This is a genomic window from Streptomyces hebeiensis (assembly GCF_052983195.1).
The window spans coordinates 5,302,145-5,322,575 of sequence record NZ_CM129812.1; the positions used below are offsets into that span (position 1 = coordinate 5,302,145).

Consider the following 20,431-nt stretch of genomic DNA (forward strand, 5'->3'; position numbering starts at 1 on the left):
GGGCCGGCCCGGGAACGCTCGACGCGGTCCGTACGGTCAGCGGCCACGGGTCACCTCCTCGGGCCCGGGACCTTCGCGTCCTCCGGGGCCGGGGCCGTGTCCTTCGGGCCCGGGGCTTCCCGGTCCGCTGTCTCCCGGACCGCCGTCCGGGCCGTTGTCTCCCGGGCCGTTGTCCCCCGGCCCTTGGTCCCCGGGCCCTTGGTCGTGGCCATTCCCCTGGTCGCCCGGACCGTGGTACCCGGTCTCGCGCCAGTCGTCCGGCAGCAGGTGATCGAGCACGTCGTCCACCGTCACCGCGCCCAGCAGCGCCCCCGTGTCGTCCACGACGGGCGCCGCGACCATGTTGTACGCCGCGAGGTGGCTGGTGACGGCGGGCAGCGCGGTGTCCGGGGGCAGCGGCGGAAGATCGCTGTCCACGATCGAGCTGACCAGTGTGTACGGCGGGTCCCGCAGCAGCCGCTGGAAGTGCACCGTACCCAGGTACTTCCCGGTCGGCGTCTCGTCCGGCGGCCGGCAGACGTACACCTGGGCCGCGAGCGCGGGGGAGAGGTCCTGCTGCCGTACCCGCGCCAGCGCGTCCGCCACCGTCGCGTCGGGGCGCAGCACGATCGGGTCGGTGGTCATCAGGCCGCCCGCGGTCCGCTCCTCGTACGACATCAGCCGCCGCACGTCGGCCGCGTCCCCGGGCCGCATCAGGGTCAGCAGCCGCTCCTTGTCGTCCTCGGGCAGCTCGGAGAGCAGATCGGCCGCGTCGTCCGGGTCCATCGCCTCCAGGACGTCGGCGGCCCGTTCCTCCTTGAGCGTCCCCAGGATCTCCACCTGGTCGTCCCCGGGCAGTTCCTCCAGGACGTCCGCGAGCCGGTCGTCGTCGAGCGCGGAGGCCACCTCCACCCGCCGTTTGGAGGTGAGGTGGTGCAGGGCGTTGGCGACGTCGACGGGCCGCAGCTGTTCGAAGGTGGCGACGAGGCTCTCCGCGCCCTGCCCCTCCTCCTCCAGCGAGAAGCCGGTGACCGCCGACCACTCGACGGTCAGCGCCTCACCCGCCCGTCGCCCGCCGCCGCTCTTCCAGGGCAGCGCGGCGCGCGAGGTCATCTGGTGCAGAGCGCCGCCCTTGCGGCCACGCCGCACGAAGACCTTGTCGATCTCCCAGTCGCGCCGGGCGGGCAGCTGCTGGACGGCGATGTCGAGGACCGTGACCTCCTCCCCGGTCTCCACGAGCCGCACCCGGCGGTCGAGCAGTTCACCGAGGACGAGGCGCTCGGTCGGCCGCTGCTGGAACCGGCGTACGTTGACCACCCCCGTGGTGATCACCTCGCCCGACTCGATGCCGGTGACCCGGGTCATGGGCAGGAAGATCCGGCGCCGGCTGAGCACCTCCACCACCAGACCCAGCAGCCGCGGCGGGCGGCGGCCGACCCGCAGCATGGCGACGAGGTCGCGGACCCGCCCCACCTGGTCGCCGCTGGGGTCGAACACCGGGACGCCGGAGAGGTGGGAGACGAAGATACGAGGGGCGCTTGCCGCCATGTCGAGCGCCTCCTCGCCCTGGTGGTGCCGCCGTGCCGGGCCGCTCCCGCGCCAGATCGTCTCCGGTCGCCGCATGTCCGGTTTTTCTGCGGGATAACGGGTTCAGGCTAGCCCGTACCGCTGTGCCACGCCTTCGCTGAGCCGACCCCCGGCTCTCTGTCGAGCGCCCCGCCGGGCCCCGGTACGCTGCGGTCTGCCACCCCCACGCGCGTTTGAGAGGCAGTGCGTCTGTGACCGTTCTCCCGTCGTCCGGCCGTACCCGCAGAGCCGTTCTGACCGCCGCGCTCTGCGTCGGGCTGGCCGGTCCGGTGGCCGGATGCGCCGAAGAAGTGGACCCGGACAAGGGGACGAACGGCGTCGGCAAGCTCACGGCCGCCGAGATCCAGAAGAAGGCGCAGACGGCGGTGGCCGGGGCGGACGCGGTGCGGCTCTCCGGCTCGCTGGTGAGCAAGGGGCAGACGTACAAGCTCAACATGAAGCTCAAGGAGAACGGCGGCCTCGGTTCCGTCACCTCGAAGAGCAGCACCTTCCAGCTGCTGCGCATCGGGGAGACCCTCTACCTGAAGGCCGACGCCGGCTTCTGGAGCCACGCGGACGGCGACGAAGGCGAGGGGTCCGGCGGGTCCGGCGGAGCCGGGGGCAAGGACGCGGACGCGTCGGCCGCGGGCAAGCTGTCGGACAAGTACGTGAAGGTTCCGCAGGACGACCCCTCGTACAAGCAGTTGAGCGGCTTCACGGACATGGAGGTGCTGCTCGGCGGTCTGCTGACGCTGCACGGCGAGCTGACCAAGGGCGACCGCGACACGCTCGGCGGCGTACGGACCATCAAGGTCAACGGCGCCAAGGGCAGTGGCGGGACGCTCGATGTCTCGCTGGAGGGCACGCCGTACCCGCTGCAACTCCAGCGGGCGGGCGGCGCGGGGACGGTGACGCTCGCCGACTGGAACAAGGACTTCGAGCTGGAGGAGCCGACGAAGTCCCAGACAGTGGACTACGGGAGCCGGCTGCCGAGTTCGGACGACAGGCGCTGAGGGCTCCCCAGGCCCGGACCGGGCCGGAGAGCCCGGGACCGGACTGCCCGGGGCCGGGGCGATCTCGACCGGATGGGCCCGGCCTGGAGCGGCAGGGCCCGGATGGGGCGGAACCGGACCAGTCGGCCTGACCGGGCAGCGCTTCCCGGTCAGGGCTTCCGGGGTTTGCCGCTCTTCCCGGTCCTGCCGCTCTTCCCGGTCCTGCCGCTCTTCCTGGTCCCGCCGCCCTTGCCCCGCCCCAGCAGCAACCGGCCCAGGGAGGCCGGGACCGGCTGCCGTGTGGTCGCGGGCGTCGGCAGGGGGACGGCGGCGCCGGACGCCTCGGGGAGGTCGGTGATCGCGTCCTTGGGCACCAGACGCAGCACCCGGCACTCCCGCGCCCAGCGCTGCGGCATGGTCTCCGCGTCCGGCGCGTTGAGCCGCTTGCCCTTGAGCTCGGCGACGGCGCTCTCCCACTCCTCCGAGCGCGGTACGAGCTCCGAGACGGCCGCCGTCCAGGCGACGAGCCGGCCGCCCTTGTCCTTGCTCCGCACGGTCACCCGCGCGTCCGCCCCGGCCACCAGCCCCGGCAGCGGCTGCTCCCCGGGCCCGTCCCCCACCAGCAGGGCCGCGCCGTCGTGCCACACGTGCCAGAGCGCCCGGGCGGGCCCCGAGCCCTGGACCCAGATCAGGCCGGACTTCTTCGTGGCCTCCTCGACGAGCGCCGGGCCGAGCTGCGGATCTGTCATGCCCAAAGCCTATCGGCCACCCGCCGCCCGGCCTGCCTCGTGAGGTGCTCCCTGCGCGCCCCGACGGGCGCCGAGCGCAACCGAGAACACAGAAGGTGCCCCAGAACCGGGGACTGCGGACACGGCCCGCCCGGGCCACCGGTTCTCTTCCGCGTTCATCCGCCGGTGACGATGAAGGAGACGACGGCCCAGAGGCAGATCGCGCAGGTGAAGGTCCACACCGCCCACGTCGGTGGCTCACCTTCTTTCCAGTCGACCTTTTCACCGGCGGCTTCGCGCCGGTTGAGCTCCTTTCTCTTGCCGCGGGGCAGTAGGAGCAGGAGAGGCAACATGAAAAAGGCACCGCTGAAGCTGAAGAGGAGCAGGTCGATCGATTCGCCTTTCCCGAGGCCGATTCCTATGCCGCCGCCCAGCGGTATGAGTATCCACAGAAGAACGGCACGCTGACCCCAGGTCACGGTCAGCAGTATGTAGATCAAGGAGAAGAAGGCGTAGCTGAGAATGAAGGTGACAAGGAGGGCTTCACGCGGGATGTCGAGCAACGTTTCCCTTCCTGGTGATCGGCAGGCGACTCGGGAGTTGGAGGGTCACGAGGCCCCGACTGTCGCCGGGGTTGAGGGTGATGAGGGCCGCCGTCGTCCTCAGCCGCCGGTGATGATGAAGGAGACGACGGCCCAGAGGCAGATCGCGCAGGCGTAGGTCCAGACCAGCCACGTGGGTGGTTCGGCCTCTTTCCAGTCGACCTTTTCTCCCGCAGCGTCGCGTCGGTAAATCTCTTTAATGATTGAAATCCTGCGACGAGGCACGACAAGCAGTACGGGGACCGTAATGAGGAAGCCGCTCAGGCTGAGGAGCAGTACGTCGATCGATTCCCCCTTGCCGAGGCCGATTCCTATGCCGCCGCCGACTGGAATGAGGCCGAACAGAAGTACCGACCGTTGGGGCCAGTTCGCTGTCAGCAGTATGTAGACCAGGGAGAATACGGCGTAGCTGAGAATGAAGGCGAAAAAGATTATTTCGCGAGGTATGTCGATCATGAATCTGCCTTGGAGGAGAGGTGGCTGAGGCGGGCAGCGGTGACCGGACGGTCGGGGAGGAAACGAGCTCCCTCCCCGACCGTCCGGTGTCGAGTCAGCGTGCCATGACGCTCCTCGCATCATCCCGGAGGCCGATCCAGCCGCCCACGTTGGCCGCTGTCGTGTGCAGGCCGATGGATGCCGCTCCGACCCCCTTTTCGAGCTTGCCGCCCGATTGCATCAACTTGCCGCCGACGCCGGCGAGTCCGTCGCTGAGCGCGGTACGTGCCCCTCGGGCGACGGCGCCGCTGCCCCTGATGAGGCGGACCGTCGAGCCGGCCCCGCCGAGCATCACGGCTGCGGCCGTGCCGGCCAGCTGGCTGACCGCGGCGGACTTGTCCCCGTCGAGGGCGTAGGCGCCGGCGGAGGCGACTCCGGTGGCCGCTGAGATCGCGCCGAACGTGGCGGCTGCCGGCGCGAGCACCGGGACCATCGCAAAAAGCCCCGCAGCAGTGCCAGTGATCGTGCTCACATGCCCCAGCACCTTGGCCACCCTGTGCAGCGTGACCTGTTTCGCCGCGGACTTCACCCCGCTCGCCGTCGCCTTCGCGACCCGTTTGGTGGCCGACGCGACCTTGCTGCCCGCGCGTTTGACCACCGACTTGGTCGCCCGGTAGGTCTTCTTCACCGCCCGGTAGGTCTTCTTCGCGTATTTCTTGACCGTGTAGGTGACGCGTTTGATGACCTTCTTTGTCACCCGGGCGACCTTCTTGACCGCCCGTTTCACCACCTTGGTGGCCTTCTTCACCACCTTCTTCACGGTCTTGACGACCTTCTTGACCGCCTTCTTGACGACCTTCTTGGCCTTCTTGGCGACCTTCTTGACCGTCTTGGTGACCTTCTTCGCGGCCTTCTTGACGGCCTTCTTGATCTTGCCCCAGAACAGGCCGTCCGGGTCGGAGAAGGTCGCCGGGTTGTTGTTGGCGTACGCGTACGCGTTCATGCGCTGCGACTCGCCGAGGTCGGTCATCGGGTCCACGCTCAGGAACCGGCCGAGCTTCGGGTCGTAGGCGCGGGCGCCCAGTTGGGTCAGGCCCGTGCTGTCCTTCGTGCCGCCCACGAAGCCCTGGTCGACCGGCCAGGTGACCGGGCTCGCCGACGGGGAGCCGCGCTCCTCGCCGAACGGGGCCGTCGAGCGGTACAGCACGTCCTGGGTGGTGGCGTCGATCGCGGTCGACGCCGTTCCGTGGTGGTCGTCGAAGAGGAACTGGACCGTGCCGCCCGTCCGCGCGGCGACCGTCTCGCCGTCGAAGTCGTAGTAGCGCGTGCCCGTCTTCGTGCCGTCCGGCTGGAGCAGCAGTTCGTTGCCGCCCGGCAGGTACAGCGTGGTCCCGGTCAGGTCCTTCCTGAGCAGCCGGCCGCCATCGGCGTCGTAGACGTACTCGACGTCCGCGCGGCCCGCCTCCTGGACCTTCACGAGCTGGTTCTCCGCGTCCCAGACCAGCGTCTGGTCCCGGCCGTCCGTCTTGCGCGTGGTCGTGTTGCCCATCGCGTCGTAGCCGAACGTGTCCGTGCTCGTCGTGACACCGCCGCGCTCCGTGCGCACCGACGTCACCGCGGCCGGCTTGGCGCCGTCCGGCTTCCCGTAGGCGTACGTACGGACCGCGTCCCCGGGGCCGTCGCCCGCCGCGCCGGCCGTGCCGACCGCGGCGGCCGAGCCCGCGGTGCCCGACGTGCCCGCCGCGCCGACGTCGTGGCGGACCTCCTTCGTCCGGTTGCCCAGCGCGTCATAGCTGTACGACAGCCAGTACGGCTTCGGCCCGCCCACGTTCGACGGGTCGGGGGCCGCCGCGCAGTCCTCCCTGGACGTCCACGCCTCGGTGAGCCGCTGGAGGGCGTCCATGGTGAAGCACTGCGTGTCCGTCTGCTTCGCGGCGTCCTGGCCGGTCACGGTGGTGATCCGGGTGACGTTGCCCGCCGCGTCGTAGCCGTATGTGGTGTCGTCCACCCGGCTCGGCGCCGCCGTGCGGTCCGTCGTCGTGCGCAGCAGCTCACCGGTGTGCTCGTCGTACGACGCGGTCCGGTACAGGCGCCGGGCCGCGTCGTTGTACTCGGTCCGCAGTGGCCGTCCGAACGGGTCGTACGTGGACGAGTTCACCAGGATCCGGGCGCCCGCCGTCAGGCCCTGCGCCTGGTCGTCCGCGCCGTAGCGGGTGACCACGCGCTCGGCCGGCATGCCTCCGAGCGGCGGCTGGTTGACCGCCGTCGGCAGGCCGGTGTACAGGTCGTAGGCGTAGCCGATGGAGTAGGTGCCGGCGAGGGCGCCCTCCGACTCGGGGACGGTGACCTCCACCTTGGTGGGGAGGTAGTCGTCCGTGTATCCGGTGATCCTCTGGGTGTAGGCGTGGCCGTCCACGTACCGCCGCGACTCGCTGATCTCGCCCTTGGCGACCGTGTCGTACGTCCACTCGGACAGAACCTTGTCGCCCTCGCGGAGCGAGGTCCTGCGGCCCAGTTCGTCGTAGCCGGCGGTCAGGGTCACGCCCCGGGCGTCCGTCGTGGACACCGGCCGGTCCAGCGAGTCGTACGACGTGCGCAGCGTGCCGCTGTCGGGGTCGTCGGCGCGGGTCTCCCGGCCGCGCCCGTCGTATTCGAACTTCCGTACGTTGCCTGCCGGGTCGGTGACCGTCTTCAGCAGACCCCGCTCGTCATAGGCGTACGTGATGGACTGCGAGGCGGTGCGCGCCTCGTTCGTGTACTCGACGACCTCCACCGGCCGGTCCTGCGGGTCCGTGACCGTGGTGCTCGCCGTCCCGCCCTTCGGGGGGATCAGCGTGGTGTGGTTGCCGTCGTACACCGTCCTCGTCCGGCGCGTCTCCGTGCCGTACTTCAGGGCGATGGCGTCGGTGGGGCGCCCGGCGGCGTCGTACACCGTGCGGACCGCGGCCGGGGCCTTGGTGTCGTCGCCGGCCACCAGCTTCGGCTCCGGGTCGCCGGTGGCGTAGTAGTCGTCGTACGACTTCCACTCCAGTCCGCGCGAGTCGTACAGGGTCTCGGTCAGCACCCGGCCGGTGCCGCTGAGCGAGGGGACCTGGGTCTGGCGTTCGCGCAGCAGACCGTCGTAGATCTCGTGACTCGTCTCCGTGGACCCGTCCCCGCGCAGCTCGCGCGTGGTGACGACGGGCGGTTCCGTGGTCGAGATCCGGTAGGAGTAGCCGGCGTCGGGGTGGTCGGGGAACCTGGCCTTGGTGCGGCCGGGCTCCCAGATGCCGGTCAGCCGGCCGAGCGCGTCGTACCCCAGCTCGGTCCGCTTGCCGTTGGCGTCCACCTCGGCGGCCGGCACCCCGCGCCGCGGGTCGATCTCCGTGGTCAGGGTGTGGCCGAGCGGGTTGGTGGTGACGATGGACGTCGGCGTGCCCGTGGCAGGGACGTACTCCGTGGTCATCGTCCGGTTCTGCGAGTCCGTCACCGCGAGCGGGCGCCCGTAGAGGTCGTACGTGGTGCGCGCCGCGGTGAAGAAGCCCGTGCCCTCCGCGTCGTTCTCGTCCTCCCGGGTGGCGTTGCCCTTCGTCGGGGCCGCGCCCAGGGTGGTGGAGCCGTCGTAGTAGCTGCGGTTCTCGGAGATCGGCTCGCCCGGCGCGGCACAGGTGCCGGCCGTGCTCTTCTCCGTGGCCTCCAGCTCCAGGATGTTGGCCGCCGTGTTCCGGGCGTAGGTGGTGGTGTCGCAGGTCTCGTCGCCGCTCTTCGACGTGTCACCGTGGTCGGTCTCGGTGACGACCATGCCGTACGCGTCGAAGGTCCGCTCCGTCTTCGTGCGCTGCCAGCCGCCGCCCTTGGCCGGGCTACGGGTGGTCTCCTGCTGTACGCCGGTCATGTCCGACTCCAGCGCGGGCAGCCCGGGGCGGGCCCGGGTGGCCGTGACCGCCGAGCGCCACGGGGTGGAGGTCTCCTCGGAGACCACCTCCGCGCCGTTGTAGGTGATCTCGGCGCGCTCCATGGCCTGGAAGGACGCGTGGTCGGCGACCTCGTTGCCCTCGAAGTCGGCGACCTTGGCGCCCGCGATGCCGCGGAAGTAGCGGGTGCGGCTGTCCAGCTTCGGGCCGTCGACGCCGTTCCCGTCCTGGGTACGGACCTCGCCGTAGCCCCGGTAGTCGCTGTACGTGCGGTGCTCGGCCTTGGTGAACTCGTCCTCGCTCTTCGCCCAGGCCGCGCCGCCCACGTACGTGTAGTCGGTCTGCTCGGTGGGCGAGCCGCCGACCAGGTCGTTCTCCAGGACCCGGGTGACGACGTACTTGTGGAACCAGTCCTTCACCGGCTTGTAGTCGGCCGCGGGGGAGTCCGCGGAGGACCAGTAGACCGGGTAGCAGCGCCGGGTGTTGGAGGTCTCGGCGGGCAGGGAGCCGGGGGTGCAGTCGGGGGCGGAGTAGGTGATTCCGAGGGAGCCGCCGGTCTCGGTGTCGATCTGGCCCACGCGGTAGCGGACCAGCGGCGGGATGCCGTCACCGGTGCTGTCCACGCGGTTGGCCAGCTGCGTGCCCTTGAAGGTGATCTCGGGCAGGGACTGTGGGCTGCCGCCCGTGTGGCCGGTCCGGGTGATGCCCGCCAGCCACAGGGAGGCGGGGGAACCGTCGCCCGGGTCGGGCAGCTCGTGGCGGAACTCCCACGAGTCGACCGGCTGGTAGGAGGCGCCGGCGCCGGATCCGGAGAGCACCGTGGTGGTGATCCTCGTCAGCCGCTTGGTGGTCCAGAAGGTGGGCGCGATCCGGTTCTTGCAGTCCTCGCCCGCCTTGCACTCCTGGTCGACCGGGACGTCGGGCCAGCGCTTGGCGTTGGCCGTGGTCATCTTCGCCGGGGCGCAGTCGAAGGAGGCGTCGGGCAGGCACCGCTCGGCGACCGTGAATTCGACCTTCGCCGCGGCGGCGTCGGCCGCGTACAGGTTGTCGGAGCGCAGACCGTACTCGATGCGGTCGGGGTGGCCGCCCCGGGTGTACTCGGTCGGGGTGCCGAGGCCGGTGGTCGCGGAGACATTGCGGCCGTAACGATTCTTCTCGGCGTTGTAGTAGTACGCCGTGGCGTTGGCGTTGGTGTCGACGACGTAGTCGAGGTTCCAGCGCCACGCCTGCCGGCACCAGGAGTCGGCGAAGACGCTCTTGTAGCAGGGCTCGCCGCTCTGGTTGCCGTACACCGGCACGGTCCAGGTGGAGTTGGTCTCCGCCTTGCCCGACGACCAGCCGGGCAGCCGGTTGTAGCCGAAGTGGTACTGCGTGCCGTCGGTCGTGGTGACGCGCCAGTGCTCGCCATCGTTGTCACCGTTGCCGCGGGCGGTGTCGGCGAGCAGTTCGATCCGGGTGCCGTCGTCGTCCTTGAGCTTCCAGGTGCCGGTCTTGTCGTCCCGCACCAGCTCGTGGGACTGGCCGTCGAGCGACATGGTGGCGTTCTCCGGGCCGTAGCACAGATCGCCGTTCTTGGCCTTGTTGTTGCCGTTCGCCATGTCCTCGTTGCACGGGAGGTAGCGGCGCTCGATGTAGTTCTCCGTCAGCGCCCAGCCGTCACCGATGGCGTTGGCCTGGTTGTTGGTGGCCGCCGTGCGGCCGTCCAGCGACTGGGAGGAGTAGCCGAGGTTCAGCTCCGGCTCCAGACCGCCCGGGACCTCCGGGGTCTGGATCTCGTACGCCCAGCCGAAGGTGCCGGAGGAGTCGCCGGCCACCCAGTTGCCGGAAGGGCTGAGCGGGGTGGCCTTGTAGTCGCCGGACGAGCCGGACGGGCCGGCCGTCGCCGCCAGCAGGGTGACGCCGGAGCCCGCGGCGAGTCCGGTGAGCGAGCGCGCGCCGCGGGCCGCGGGCCGTACCGGCGCGTCGGACGCGCCGGCCTCGGCCTCGGACCCGCCGGCCGTGGCGTCGACGGGTACGTCCGCCGTCAGCGTCCTGGCCTCCGCGTCGTTCTCGGTGGTGAGCGGCGTGCCGGCGCCGCAGTCCTCGGTCCCGGCGGATTCCAGCGCGCAGGACGGCAGCCGGACCAGGGAGAGCCGGGAGGCCCAGCCGGCGCCGAAGGCGTGCTCGAACTTCGAGTAGTCGAGGGAGACCCGCACGGAGGCGTCCTCGCCGCCGTCCTTCGCGCGTACGGCGAGCAGGACGCCGTCGATGCCGAGACGGTCGGCGGCCTTCCGGTCCAGGACCTGGACCTGGGCGGCCCCGGGCGCGGCGGCCCGTCCGGACGCGCCGGAACGGCCGGTGTCCTTGGCACGGCCGGTGTCGTCGGACCGGCCTCTGCCGCCGGGTCCGCCGGTGCCGTCGGAACGGCCCGCCGCCGTACGGGTCTTGTCGGTGGGACCGGTCTCGGTCCGGCCGATCCGTACCGGCAGCTGCCCCGCCCGCTGTGGCGTGTTCCCGCTGCCGTCGAGCCGGACCTCCGCCGTGCCGGCGGCGGGCCAGGTGACGCCGGGCGCGGCCTTGCGCGAGTCCCGCGCGGCGTCGTCCCGGCCGCCGGGGCGTTCCGTGCCGACCGGAGTGACCGGGACGGGATCGGTGCGGTCGATGTCCCGCAGAGAGAGCTTTCCGCCGACCGCGAAGGCGGTCTCGGCGCTCAGGAATCCACCGAGAAGTATGGAGGAGGTGATAACAGAAGTCACCTTTGTCCATTTTCTTCGGCGTCGGTATCGCGCGCCGTGCGCGCGTCTCGCGACGTGGCCGGAAGGGTCCTTCACGCTTCCCCCTAGGTAGTGAAGTTGCAACCAGCTGTGAAGAGTACGTGCTCATGGGGTGTTGATGGAACGTGTAAAGTCGCGTGGACAGGGGGAAGTTGGATCGCTGCCGGGGTATCTGCACAAACGGAATGCCTGAATTGACGGGGCATGCCGGGTAGATGCGCCGGTCGGCTTGCGTTGTGTTCCCCCGTCTGAATCCAGCCACCGTTCATTCACAAGGTTTTCGGGCTTCGGGGGACGCCGCTCAACGGGGGCGACCCGGCGAAGCGTCGGGGAGGAAACGTCTTGAGAACCCAACGACTCCCGCGCCGGGGGAGACCCGGTCCGCGCCGCTGGGCGGCCCGTGCCGTCGCCGTCGCGCTGGCGGCCGCCGCCCTCCCGCTGACCGGTGGGCCCACCGCGGTGGCGGACGCCCGCGAGACCGCGCCGGAGCCGACGGCGGCCGAACGCGCCCTGGCGCGCGCGGCGGAGAGCGGGGAACGGGTCGAGGTGGTGGCCGAGCGGAGCGAGTACTCCACCACCTTCGCCAACCCGTCGGGCACCTTCACCAGGGAGACCCACGTCGTCCCGATCCGGGTCCGCCAGCGGGGCCGGCTGGTGAGCGCCGACCCCACGCTGGTACGCGGCGCCGACGGCACCGTACGGCCCCGGGCGGCCTCGGTCGGCCTGGCGTTCTCCGGCGGCGGCGACGATCCGATGGCGAGGATCGAGCGCGACGGGCGCGGCATGACCCTGGACTGGCGGGGCACGCTGCCGGAGCCGCGGCTCGAAGGCGACACCGCCGTCTACCCCGAGGTCTTCCCGGGGGTCGACCTCAAGCTCCGGGCGAGCGTGAACGGCTTCCAGCAGCTCCTGGTCGTCAAGAACCGTGAGGCCGCCGCCGATCCCCGGCTGGAGCGGCTGGCCTTCCCGATGAAGACCGACGGGGTCACGGCCCGCACCGACGGCGCCGGCAACCTCACCGCCGTCGACCCGGCCGGGCGGAACGTGTTCGCCGCGCCGACCCCGGTCATGTGGGACAGCTCCGGAGTCGCCGCGACGGCCGCGCCGAAGGGCGCCGCCTCGGTCGGTGCCGCGCTCGCCGCGCCCCGCGGCGCCCGGCCCGCCGCCATCGAGGAGGAGGGGTTCGTCGCGGCCGTCGGCGCCAAGGAGGCCGCGGTCCCCGCGGTCGTCGAGGGCGGCGCGCTGAGACTGACACCGGACCAGGGGCTGCTCACCGCGCCCGACACGGTCTTCCCGGTGCACATCGACCCGTACGTCTCCGGCGGGCGCAACAACTGGACGTCGGTCGCGAAGAGTTACCCGACCACCAGCTACTGGAACAAGTCGGACAACATCGCGCGGGTCGGCCACGAGTCGGACACCGGCGGGACCTGGTTCTCCTACTTCACCATGGACACCCGGAACCTCTCGGGCAAGACCGTCGTGAACTCCACGTTCCGGATCAAGAACACGCACTCCTGGTCCTGCACCAAGAAGCCGGTGTACCTGTACGCCTCCAACCCGATCAGCTCGTCGACCACCTGGAACAAGCAGCCGGCCCTCGGGGGGCTGCTCGCCACCGTGACCGACGCCAAGGGCTGGGGGTCCGGCTGCCCAGCGGGCAACCTGGAGTTCGGCGTCAAGGGCAACGCGGCGAAGGCGGCGGCCGCCAACTGGCCCACCATGACGCTCAGTCTCCGGGCGAGCGAGACGGACACGTACGGCTGGAAGAAGTTCGACGCCTCGACGGCCGTGCTCTCCACCGAGTACAACACCCCGCCGAAGGTGCCGTCCGACCTGGACACCGTGCCCAGCACCAAGAACGGCGCCGGCTGCGGCGACACCGCCCCGTACGGCTTCATCGGCGACACGGACGTCCAGCTGACGGCCAGGGCCCAGGACCCCGACGGCGGCACGGTCAAGGTCACCTTCCACCTGTGGGCGACCGGCCACCACCCCGGCGCCGACCCCGGCGGGGTCCTGATCGTCAATCAGACGGTCGCCGTCACCTCGGGCGCGGTCGCCCGGGTCACCGTCCCCAAGTCGGTGCTCAAGCCGCACGTCGCCACGGCCGACGGGAACTTCTCCTGGAAGGCCCAGGCGAGCGACGGTTCCCTGACCAGCGACTGGAACCCGACCGCCGGCGCCCCGGGCTGCCGGTTCGTCTACCTCCCCGACCGGCCCAGCACACCCCCGTCCGTGACCTCCGCGCAGTTCCCGGACGGGACGGCCGGCTGGCCCGTGGGGACGGGCTCCGTCCGCACGAAGGGCACCTTCGCGGTCGGGCCCGGCGCCGCCACCGACATCGCCTCGTACGAGTTCTGGTCCACGATCGACCCGACCGTCACCAACCGGGCCCCCGAGGCGCTCGGCGGCGGCGTGACCATCGAGCTGACGCCCACCAAGGCGGGCGCGCACCAGCTCTACGTACGCGGTCTGGACCGGGCGGGCAACCGTTCCGACACGCGCGCCTACCTCTTCTACGCCAACGGCAGCCGGACCGCGGACAAGGCGGGCGACCTCAACGGCGACGGCCACGCCGACCTGTGGGCGGTCGACGCCGCGGGCACCCTCCAGCGGTACTTCGGCGACGGCACGGGCAAGGCCGTGAAGGCCGACCGCGCGGCCTCGGCGGCCGGCCGCTACCTGGACGCGCGGACGACCCGGCGCGGCGACTGGACCGAAGACGGCTACGAGGACCTGATCACCCTGTCCCCGGACGCGGCCCGCGGGCTCGACCGCCTCTGGGTCCACCCCAACGACGGCGCGGGCGCCGCGGACGAGGCCGGCAGCCGTGAACTGCGCGTCTGGGACCCGGAGAACGACCACTGGCAGGGCGCCACCCAGATCCTCGCCATCGGTGACGTCGACGGCCCGCTGGATCTCGACGGCGACGGCGTGATCGGCCCCGATGACCGCCCCGGCTACCCGGACCTGCTGGTCAAGCAGGGGGACCAGCTCTGGCTCTACTTCGGCTCACCGTCCGGCTATCTCGACGACAGCGTCTACTACCTGGACGACTACATCGACCAGCCGCCGGTCCTGATCGGTGACGGCGGCTGGGCGGACGTCGACCTCACGGCGCCGGGCGACACCACCGGCAACGGTCACGTGGACCTGATCTCCCGCCAGAAGGCCACCGGCGAGCTGTACCTGCACGCCGGTACGGGCCCGCACGGCGAGGGCCTCGGTGCCGTGGCGGACCGCACCCGGATCGGCACGGGATGGACCGCCGCCAACCGTCCGCTGCTCACCGCCGTCCCGGACGCGCTGGGCGACGGCAAGCCCGCCCTCTGGGCGACCAACTCCGCCGGGGACCTGCTGTTCTACCCCGACATCAGGGGCAGCGGCACGCCGGTGGGGGCCGGCCTGCCGGGCTTCCAAGCCCTGGACTGACAGGTACGGCGGGACCGGCCGGGGGCGTGGAGGCGGCTCGCGCCGCCACGGCCCCGGCCGCACCCGCCCGCGTTCAGAGCCAGCCGTTGCGCTTCAACGTGCGGTGGATCGTCAGACAGAGCAGCCCGATCGCGCCGAGCACCATCGGGTAGCCGTAGCGCCAGTGCAGCTCCGGCATGTGGTCGAAGTTCATGCCGTAGATCCCGCACACGGCCGTCGGCACGGCCACGATCGCGGCCCAGGAGGTGATCTTGCGCATGTCCTCGTTCTGCGCGACGGTCGCCTGCGCCAGGTTCGCCTGGAGGATCGAGTTCAGCAGCTCGTCGAAGCCGATGACCTGCTCGTGCACCCGCGCCAGGTGGTCCGCCACGTCCCGGAAGTACTTCTGGATGTCCGGGTCGATCAGCCGCATCGGCCGTTCACTCAGCAGCTGCATGGGCCGCAGCAACGGGGAGACGGCCCGCTTGAACTCCAGCACCTCCCGCTTGAGCTGGTAGATCCGGCCCGCGTCCGAGCCCCGGGGGCTGCCCTTCGTGGGCGCGGAGAACACATCGATCTCGACCTCGTCGATGTCGTCCTGCACGGCCGAGGCCACCGCGATGTACCCGTCGACGACATGGTCGGAGATCGAGTGCAGCACGGCCGAGGGCCCCTTGGCGAGCAGATCGGCGTCCTCCTCCAGCCGGTGCCGCAGGGCGCGCAGCGACCCCTTGCCGCCGTGCCGGACGGTGATCACGAAGTCCCGGCCGGTGAAGCACATGACCTCGCCGGTCTCGACGACCTCGCTGGTCGCGGTCAGCTCCGCGTGCTCCACGTAGTGGATGGTCTTGAAGACGGTGAACAGCGTGTCGTCGTACCGCTCGAGCTTGGGCCGCTGGTGCGCGTGCACCGCGTCCTCCACGGCCAGCGGGTGCAGCCCGAACTCGGCCGCGATGCCCGCGAACTCCTCCTCGGTCGGCTCGTGCAGTCCGATCCAGGCGAAGCCGCCGCCCTCCCGGACCCGGAGCATCGCCTCGCGCGGGGTGACACAGGACTGCTCGGTGAGGCGGCGGCCCCCGCGGTAGACCGCGCAGTCGACCACGGCGCTCGACGCCGACGGGTCGCGGGTCGCGTCGTACTTCTCGTACGCGCCGGAGGTGTTCTTGCGCAGGGAGGGGCGGACCGCTGCGCGCAGGTCACGGATCATCGACATGGCGGGCTCCTTCACAAAGAGGCCGTCAGCGAGGCGTGGCACAGCCCGGAATGGGGACGTGGTCCGTACGTCACGTCCGCAAAGCGGGCGGCACCACCGGTACGCGGTGACGGCGTTCGCTACAGAAAGGCGGGAAAACGCGAACAAAGCGAATGGCGCGAATGATGCGAACGGGATACGCGCTCTTCCGCCGTGCGAGCTGCCGTGGGCCGGGGACCGGACCGCCGACCGGGTCGGGTCGAGGCCGGCCGTCAGACCGCGAGAACCGCGATACCCGAGAGAACCGCGGAATGGCGACGGCGTGCGGAAGAGCTGTTGGTACTGGCCGGGTGACTTCGATCCACCGCAGCCCCACCTCCTCCGGCCGGTCCCCCGTAGGGGATGACGTGTTCGTCGGGACTGGAAGGGACGCTTCTGCGTGCCGTCCCGACCGGGCGCCCAACACTATCAGCTGCCCAAGGTCAATCTCTCCTCTTGCCCAATTCTCAAGAGATCTATGCTCGCCGCATGTCAGAAATTCTTGCTCTGGTCGAGAAGCGGTTGCGTACCGCCCTGGGCGAGCCGGACGCGCGCGCGGCGGTGACCTTCCTGGGCACGGACCGCATCGAGGTGCTGCGGTTCCTGGAGACCTCTGATGTCTCCGAGGCCGCTGGGACCGTGCCCGGGGCGCCCGTGGTGCGTTACGCCACACTCGGGATGTCCGCGCGGCCGATGACGGATCCCTCGGCCGTCCTCGTCGACCCGGTGAAGGGACCGCGCGCCGAACTGGTGCTCTCGTTGCGCGCGGGGGCCGTCGACACGGACCGGGTGCTGCGCCCGCTGGCGGTCCTGGCCGCCTCGCCGCAGGTCGAGGGCGTGATCGTGGCGCCGGGCGGCTCGCTCGACCTCGGGGAGCCGCTGTGGCCCGGGGCGCCCTTCGGCTCCGTGCTCGTCGGGGAGCCCGGCGGGCTGGTGCCGGACCTGGAGCTCGACGCCCCGCTGGAGCCCGTACGGTTCCTGCCGCTGCTGCCGATGACCGACAACGAGGCGGCGTGGAAGCGGGTCAGGGGCGCGCGGGCGCTCCAGGAGCGGTGGCTCGCGCACGGCACGGACCTGCGCGACCCGCGACGGCGCTCGGTACCGCTGGACTGACGCGCGTCCGCCGGAGGGCGTGTCGGGTGTCGGACCGGGCGTCGGGTCGGGTATCGCGTCGGGCGTGGGGTGGCGGGCTCGGCCGGTCAGGCCCGGTCGGCGAACACCGAGACGCTGTCCTGGGTGGCGTGCGCCGTGCGCAGTTCCTCGGCCTCATGGGTCAGGGACCCGCGCCTGGCCCGGACGATCCCCGCGCCCACGACCGCCGCCACCGCCGCGACCACGAAGGGCAGGTGGACGTCGGTCCACTCCTCGATCTTCGGGGCCAGGAAGGGCGCGGCCGCCGCCGCGAACCAGCGCACGAAGTTGTAGCCCGCGCTCGCCACCGGCCGGGGCGCGTCCGAGACGCCCAGCGCCAGTTCGGTGAAGACCGTGTTGTTCAGGCCGATGAAGGCACCCGAGACGATCGTGCCGGCGACGGCGGCGGCGTGGTTCCCGTACCCGATCACGAGCAGGTCGGCCGCGAGCAGGAGCAGCGAGCCGCCCAGCACCTTCAGCGACCCGAAGCGCTTCTGGAGGCGCGGGGCGATCAGCACGGAGAACAGCGCGAGCAGCACGCCCCAGGCGAAGAAGACCGCGCCCGACCGGTACGGGGTCATGTTCAGCACGAACGGGGTGAAGGCCAGGACCGTGAAGAACGCGTAGTTGTAGAAGAACGCCGAGGCCGCGGCCGACGCCAGCCCGCCGTGCCCGAGCGCCCTGATCGGGTCGAGCAGCCCGGTCCCGCGCGCGGGCTTCGGCTGCTCCTTGAGGAACGCGGTGATGCAGAGGAAGCCGATCGCCATCAGCGCCGCCGTGCCGAAGAACGGGTAGCGCCAGCTCGCGTCCCCGAGCAGGGCGCCGAGCAGCGGGCCGCAGGCCATGCCCAGGCCGAGCGCCGACTCGTACAGCAGGATCGCCGCCGCGCTGCCCCCGGCCGCCGCCCCGACGATCACGGCCAGTGCGGTCGAGACGAAGAGGGCGTTGCCGAGGCCCCAGCCCGCCCGGAAGCCGACCAGTTCGGCCACCGACGAGGACGTGCCGGACAGTCCGGCGAAGACGACGACCAGCGCCAGGCCCGCGAGCAGCGTCCCGCGCCCGCCGATCCGGCTGGAGATCCAGCCGGTGAGCAGCATGGCGACGGCGGTGATCAGGAAGTACGAGGTGAACAGGAGCGAGACCTGGCTGGGCGTGGCCGCCAGGCCCTCGGCGATGGACGGCAGGATCGGGTCCACCAGCCCGATACCCATGAAGGCGACGACGGAGGCCCCGGCGGTGGCCCACACCGCCTTCGGCTGGCGCAGCAGGCCGCCGCCCGCAGCGGCGGGGGGTGCGCCGGGTGCGCCGCCGGCTCGGTCGTCGAACGGATCTTCTCCGCGCATGAGGCGAGGCCCTTCTGCTCCCAGGTGATAGATGCGATATGCAGACAATAAGTTAGACGCACTAATAAATGCAAGCTACATCTATGTAGGGGGGCGGGAGCGCCCACGTCGGCCGCCGGTGGCCCGCCGGGCCGGACGGGTGATCGTCCTTGACGCGACGACGACCGGGGAGGACCGTGGGGCGCTATGAGGGGCGAACCCAGTTGCCCGAAGTGCGGTGGCCGGGTCAGGGCGCCCGGTCTCTTCGCCGACACCTGGCAGTGCGGCGTCCACGGGGCGGTGTACCCGCTCCAGCCCGTGATACCGCCCAGCGTCGAGGCCCTGAGCGTGGTGGTGCACCGTGCCCGGGTCCCCGTCTGGATGCCCTGGCCGCTGCCCGTCGGCTGGCTTTTCACCGGCGTCGCGTACGCGGGCGACGACCGCAGCGGCGGCCGGGCGACCGTCGTCGCCTGCTCCGGCCCCGGACCGCTCGGCGGCATGGGGGAGCTGCTGCTGGTCGCGGAGGAGCTCGGCGTCGGCCTCGGCGCGCGCTACGCGGGGATCGAGGGGCCCGACCCGGGGCCGCGCATCCGGGTGGACGAGCCGCCGCAGACCAAGCTGCTCGCGGCGGGCAGGCCGACCCCGCTCTGGCTCGTCCCGGACGCGCCGCAGGACCGCGCGGTGTTCGTGGGGGAGGCGCTGGGGCTGTGGCTGTGGGCGATCGTCTGGCCCGAGCGGGCGGGCATGGTGCTGTACGACGAGCTGGTGCTGACCGACCTGCGGGACGCGGGCGCCGAGGCGGAGCTGCTGCCGTGCGGGGCGCTGTCGCCGCGGCTGCTGTCCTGACGCGCCGCCGGGCGGTCCGGGGACGGCCGGGCGGTCCGGAGTCGGCAGGGCGGGTCCGGAGCCGGCCGGGCAGGTCCGGGGGGCCGGTGCGCCGCCCCGTAAGCGTGTCCCGGGTGCCGGACCGGAGGGGGCGACGGCCCCGACGCCGTCGGACCGGTCCCGTTATCCTTGAGCGGTCACCCGTCCGGCTCACGCCCTTGGAGTCCCGCGTCGTGCGCATCGACCTGCACACCCACTCCACGGCCTCGGACGGTACGGACACCCCGGCCGAGCTGGTCCGGAACGCGGCCGCGGCCGGGCTCGACGTCGTCGCGCTGACCGACCACGACTCCACCCGCGGCCACGCCGGGGCGACGGCCGCGCTCGCGGACCTCGACCGCGACCTGACCCTCGTCACCGGAGCCGAGCTCTCGTGCCGGCTCGACGGCGTCGGCCTGCACATGCTGGCGTACCTCTTCGATCCGCTCGAACCGGAGTTCCTGCGGGAGCGGGAGCTGGTGCGCGACGACCGGGTGCCCCGCGCCCGCGCGATGGTCGGCAAGCTCCAGGCGCTGGGCGTGCCGATCACCTGGGAGCAGGTGACGCGCATCGCGGGCGACGCCTCCCTGGGCCGCCCGCACATCGCCACCGCGCTCGTCGAGCTCGGCGTGGTCGAGACCGTCTCGGACGCCTTCGTGCCCGAGTGGCTGGCGACCGGCGGCCGGGCCTACGCGGAGAAGCACGAACTCGACCCCTTCGAGGCGATCCGTCTGGTCAAGGCCGCCGGCGGGGTCACCGTCTTCGCCCACCCGCAGGCGGTCACGCGCGGCGAGGTCGTGCCGGAGTCGGCCGTCGGGCGGCTGGCCGCCGCGGGCCTCGACGGCATCGAGGTCGACCACATGGACCACGACGCGCCGACCCGCGCCCGGCTGCGGGCGCTGGCGGACGAGCTGGGGCTGCTGGTCACCGGCTCCAGCGACTACCACGGCAGCCGCAAGTTCGTGGAACTCGGCGCGTGCACGACGGACCCGGAGGTGTACGAGGAGATCGCCCGGCGTGCCACCGGCGCCCGGCCGGTGCACGGCGCGGGCGTGCGCCGGTGAGCAGGGCCGTTGTGCGCCCCTCACGCCAGTGCGCCCCCGTACGGTCCGATCCGTACGGGGGCGCTTCGTCGGCGTTGGTGCTCTCGTTGTTATGAGGCCGTGGTTTCGGCCGGCCGGATGTAGATGCGCTGGCCGATGGAGGCGGCCTGCTGCACGATCCGGTTGACGGAGGCGGCGTCCACGACGGTGCTGTCCACGGCCGAGCCGTCGACGTCGTCGAGTCGCATGATTTCGAAGCGCATGGCTTCTCCCTTCGTCTGATCCTCCTGCTGGAGAACTGCTGGAGAACTGGCGGCCGACGGGAGAACCCGTCACCAGTCACAGACAGGACAACGGGTTGCCCTCTGCAAACATTCCCTACGCTAAGGAAATTTTTCAGATCACTAATTACTGGCTGGTAGGTCGTGGTGGTGCGCGAGAATGAGACCCGTATGAACGAGTGGAACGAGCCGGAGAC

13 protein-coding genes are annotated in these 20,431 nt (G+C 71.5%); 5 read left to right on the forward strand and 8 right to left on the reverse strand.

Annotated elements, in window-relative coordinates:
* Nucleotides 1-36 precede the first annotated feature (36 nt).
* Nucleotides 37-1,527 (reverse strand): magnesium transporter MgtE N-terminal domain-containing protein, encoded by a 1,491-nt coding sequence (locus ACU6P3_RS22865; RefSeq protein ID WP_447198022.1) that lies wholly within the window; start codon nt 1,525-1,527, stop codon nt 37-39.
* 230 nt (nt 1,528-1,757) lie between these two features.
* Here ACU6P3_RS22865 and ACU6P3_RS22870 point away from each other — a divergent pair, with 230 nt between their 5' ends.
* On the forward strand, nt 1,758-2,558 hold the full coding sequence (locus tag ACU6P3_RS22870; RefSeq protein ID WP_344270303.1) for a hypothetical protein: 801 nt from the start codon (nt 1,758-1,760) through the stop codon (nt 2,556-2,558).
* Nucleotides 2,559-2,707: 149 nt separating this feature from the next.
* On the opposite strand, the gene ACU6P3_RS22875 is transcribed toward ACU6P3_RS22870, so the two are convergent.
* The 4 genes from ACU6P3_RS22875 to ACU6P3_RS22890 form a co-directional block, all read right to left on the reverse strand.
* Entirely contained in the window at nt 2,708-3,286 is a 579-nt protein-coding gene (locus ACU6P3_RS22875; protein ID WP_447193903.1) for a hypothetical protein, read from the reverse strand.
* 155 nt (nt 3,287-3,441) lie between these two features.
* Nucleotides 3,442-3,828: a hypothetical protein gene (locus tag ACU6P3_RS22880; protein ID WP_447193904.1), complete on the reverse strand. Its 387-nt coding sequence runs from the start codon at nt 3,826-3,828 to the stop codon at nt 3,442-3,444.
* A gap of 99 nt (nt 3,829-3,927) precedes the next feature.
* A complete protein-coding gene (locus tag ACU6P3_RS22885) occupies nt 3,928-4,323 on the reverse strand; it encodes a hypothetical protein (protein WP_447193905.1) in 396 nt (131 codons plus the stop codon).
* A gap of 94 nt (nt 4,324-4,417) precedes the next feature.
* Nucleotides 4,418-10,930, reverse strand: a complete 6,513-nt coding sequence (locus ACU6P3_RS22890) for an RHS repeat domain-containing protein (protein ID WP_447193906.1) — start codon at nt 10,928-10,930, stop codon at nt 4,418-4,420.
* A gap of 360 nt (nt 10,931-11,290) precedes the next feature.
* Here ACU6P3_RS22890 and ACU6P3_RS22895 point away from each other — a divergent pair, with 360 nt between their 5' ends.
* Nucleotides 11,291-14,383 carry a VCBS repeat-containing protein gene (locus ACU6P3_RS22895; protein WP_447193907.1) on the forward strand — a complete coding sequence of 1,031 codons (3,093 nt, stop codon included), beginning with the start codon at nt 11,291-11,293 and terminating at the stop codon, nt 14,381-14,383.
* Nucleotides 14,384-14,456: 73 nt separating this feature from the next.
* On the opposite strand, the gene ACU6P3_RS22900 is transcribed toward ACU6P3_RS22895, so the two are convergent.
* Complete coding sequence (locus tag ACU6P3_RS22900) at nt 14,457-15,575, reverse strand: magnesium and cobalt transport protein CorA (RefSeq protein WP_344270320.1); 1,119 nt, start codon at nt 15,573-15,575, stop codon at nt 14,457-14,459.
* 507 nt (nt 15,576-16,082) lie between these two features.
* Here ACU6P3_RS22900 and ACU6P3_RS22905 point away from each other — a divergent pair.
* Entirely contained in the window at nt 16,083-16,706 is a 624-nt protein-coding gene (locus ACU6P3_RS22905; RefSeq protein WP_447193908.1) for a suppressor of fused domain protein, read from the forward strand.
* An 86-nt stretch (nt 16,707-16,792) separates the two neighbouring features.
* On the opposite strand, the gene ACU6P3_RS22910 is transcribed toward ACU6P3_RS22905, so the two are convergent.
* Complete coding sequence (locus tag ACU6P3_RS22910) at nt 16,793-18,067, reverse strand: MFS transporter (RefSeq protein WP_447193909.1); 1,275 nt, start codon at nt 18,065-18,067, stop codon at nt 16,793-16,795.
* A gap of 186 nt (nt 18,068-18,253) precedes the next feature.
* On the opposite strand from ACU6P3_RS22910, the gene ACU6P3_RS22915 reads away from it, so the two are divergent.
* Both ACU6P3_RS22915 and ACU6P3_RS22920 read left to right on the forward strand, forming a co-directional pair.
* Nucleotides 18,254-18,892, forward strand: coding sequence for a DUF6758 family protein (locus ACU6P3_RS22915; protein ID WP_447193910.1), 639 nt, complete (start codon nt 18,254-18,256; stop codon nt 18,890-18,892).
* A 212-nt stretch (nt 18,893-19,104) separates the two neighbouring features.
* On the forward strand, nt 19,105-19,974 hold the full coding sequence (locus ACU6P3_RS22920; RefSeq protein ID WP_447193911.1) for a PHP domain-containing protein: 870 nt from the start codon (nt 19,105-19,107) through the stop codon (nt 19,972-19,974).
* Between the two features lie 89 nt (nt 19,975-20,063).
* Here the strand turns inward: ACU6P3_RS22920 and ACU6P3_RS22925 are convergent, their stop codons facing one another.
* Nucleotides 20,064-20,216, reverse strand: coding sequence for a DUF8834 family protein (locus ACU6P3_RS22925; protein ID WP_344270335.1), 153 nt, complete (start codon nt 20,214-20,216; stop codon nt 20,064-20,066).
* Nucleotides 20,217-20,431: the final 215 nt, after the last annotated feature.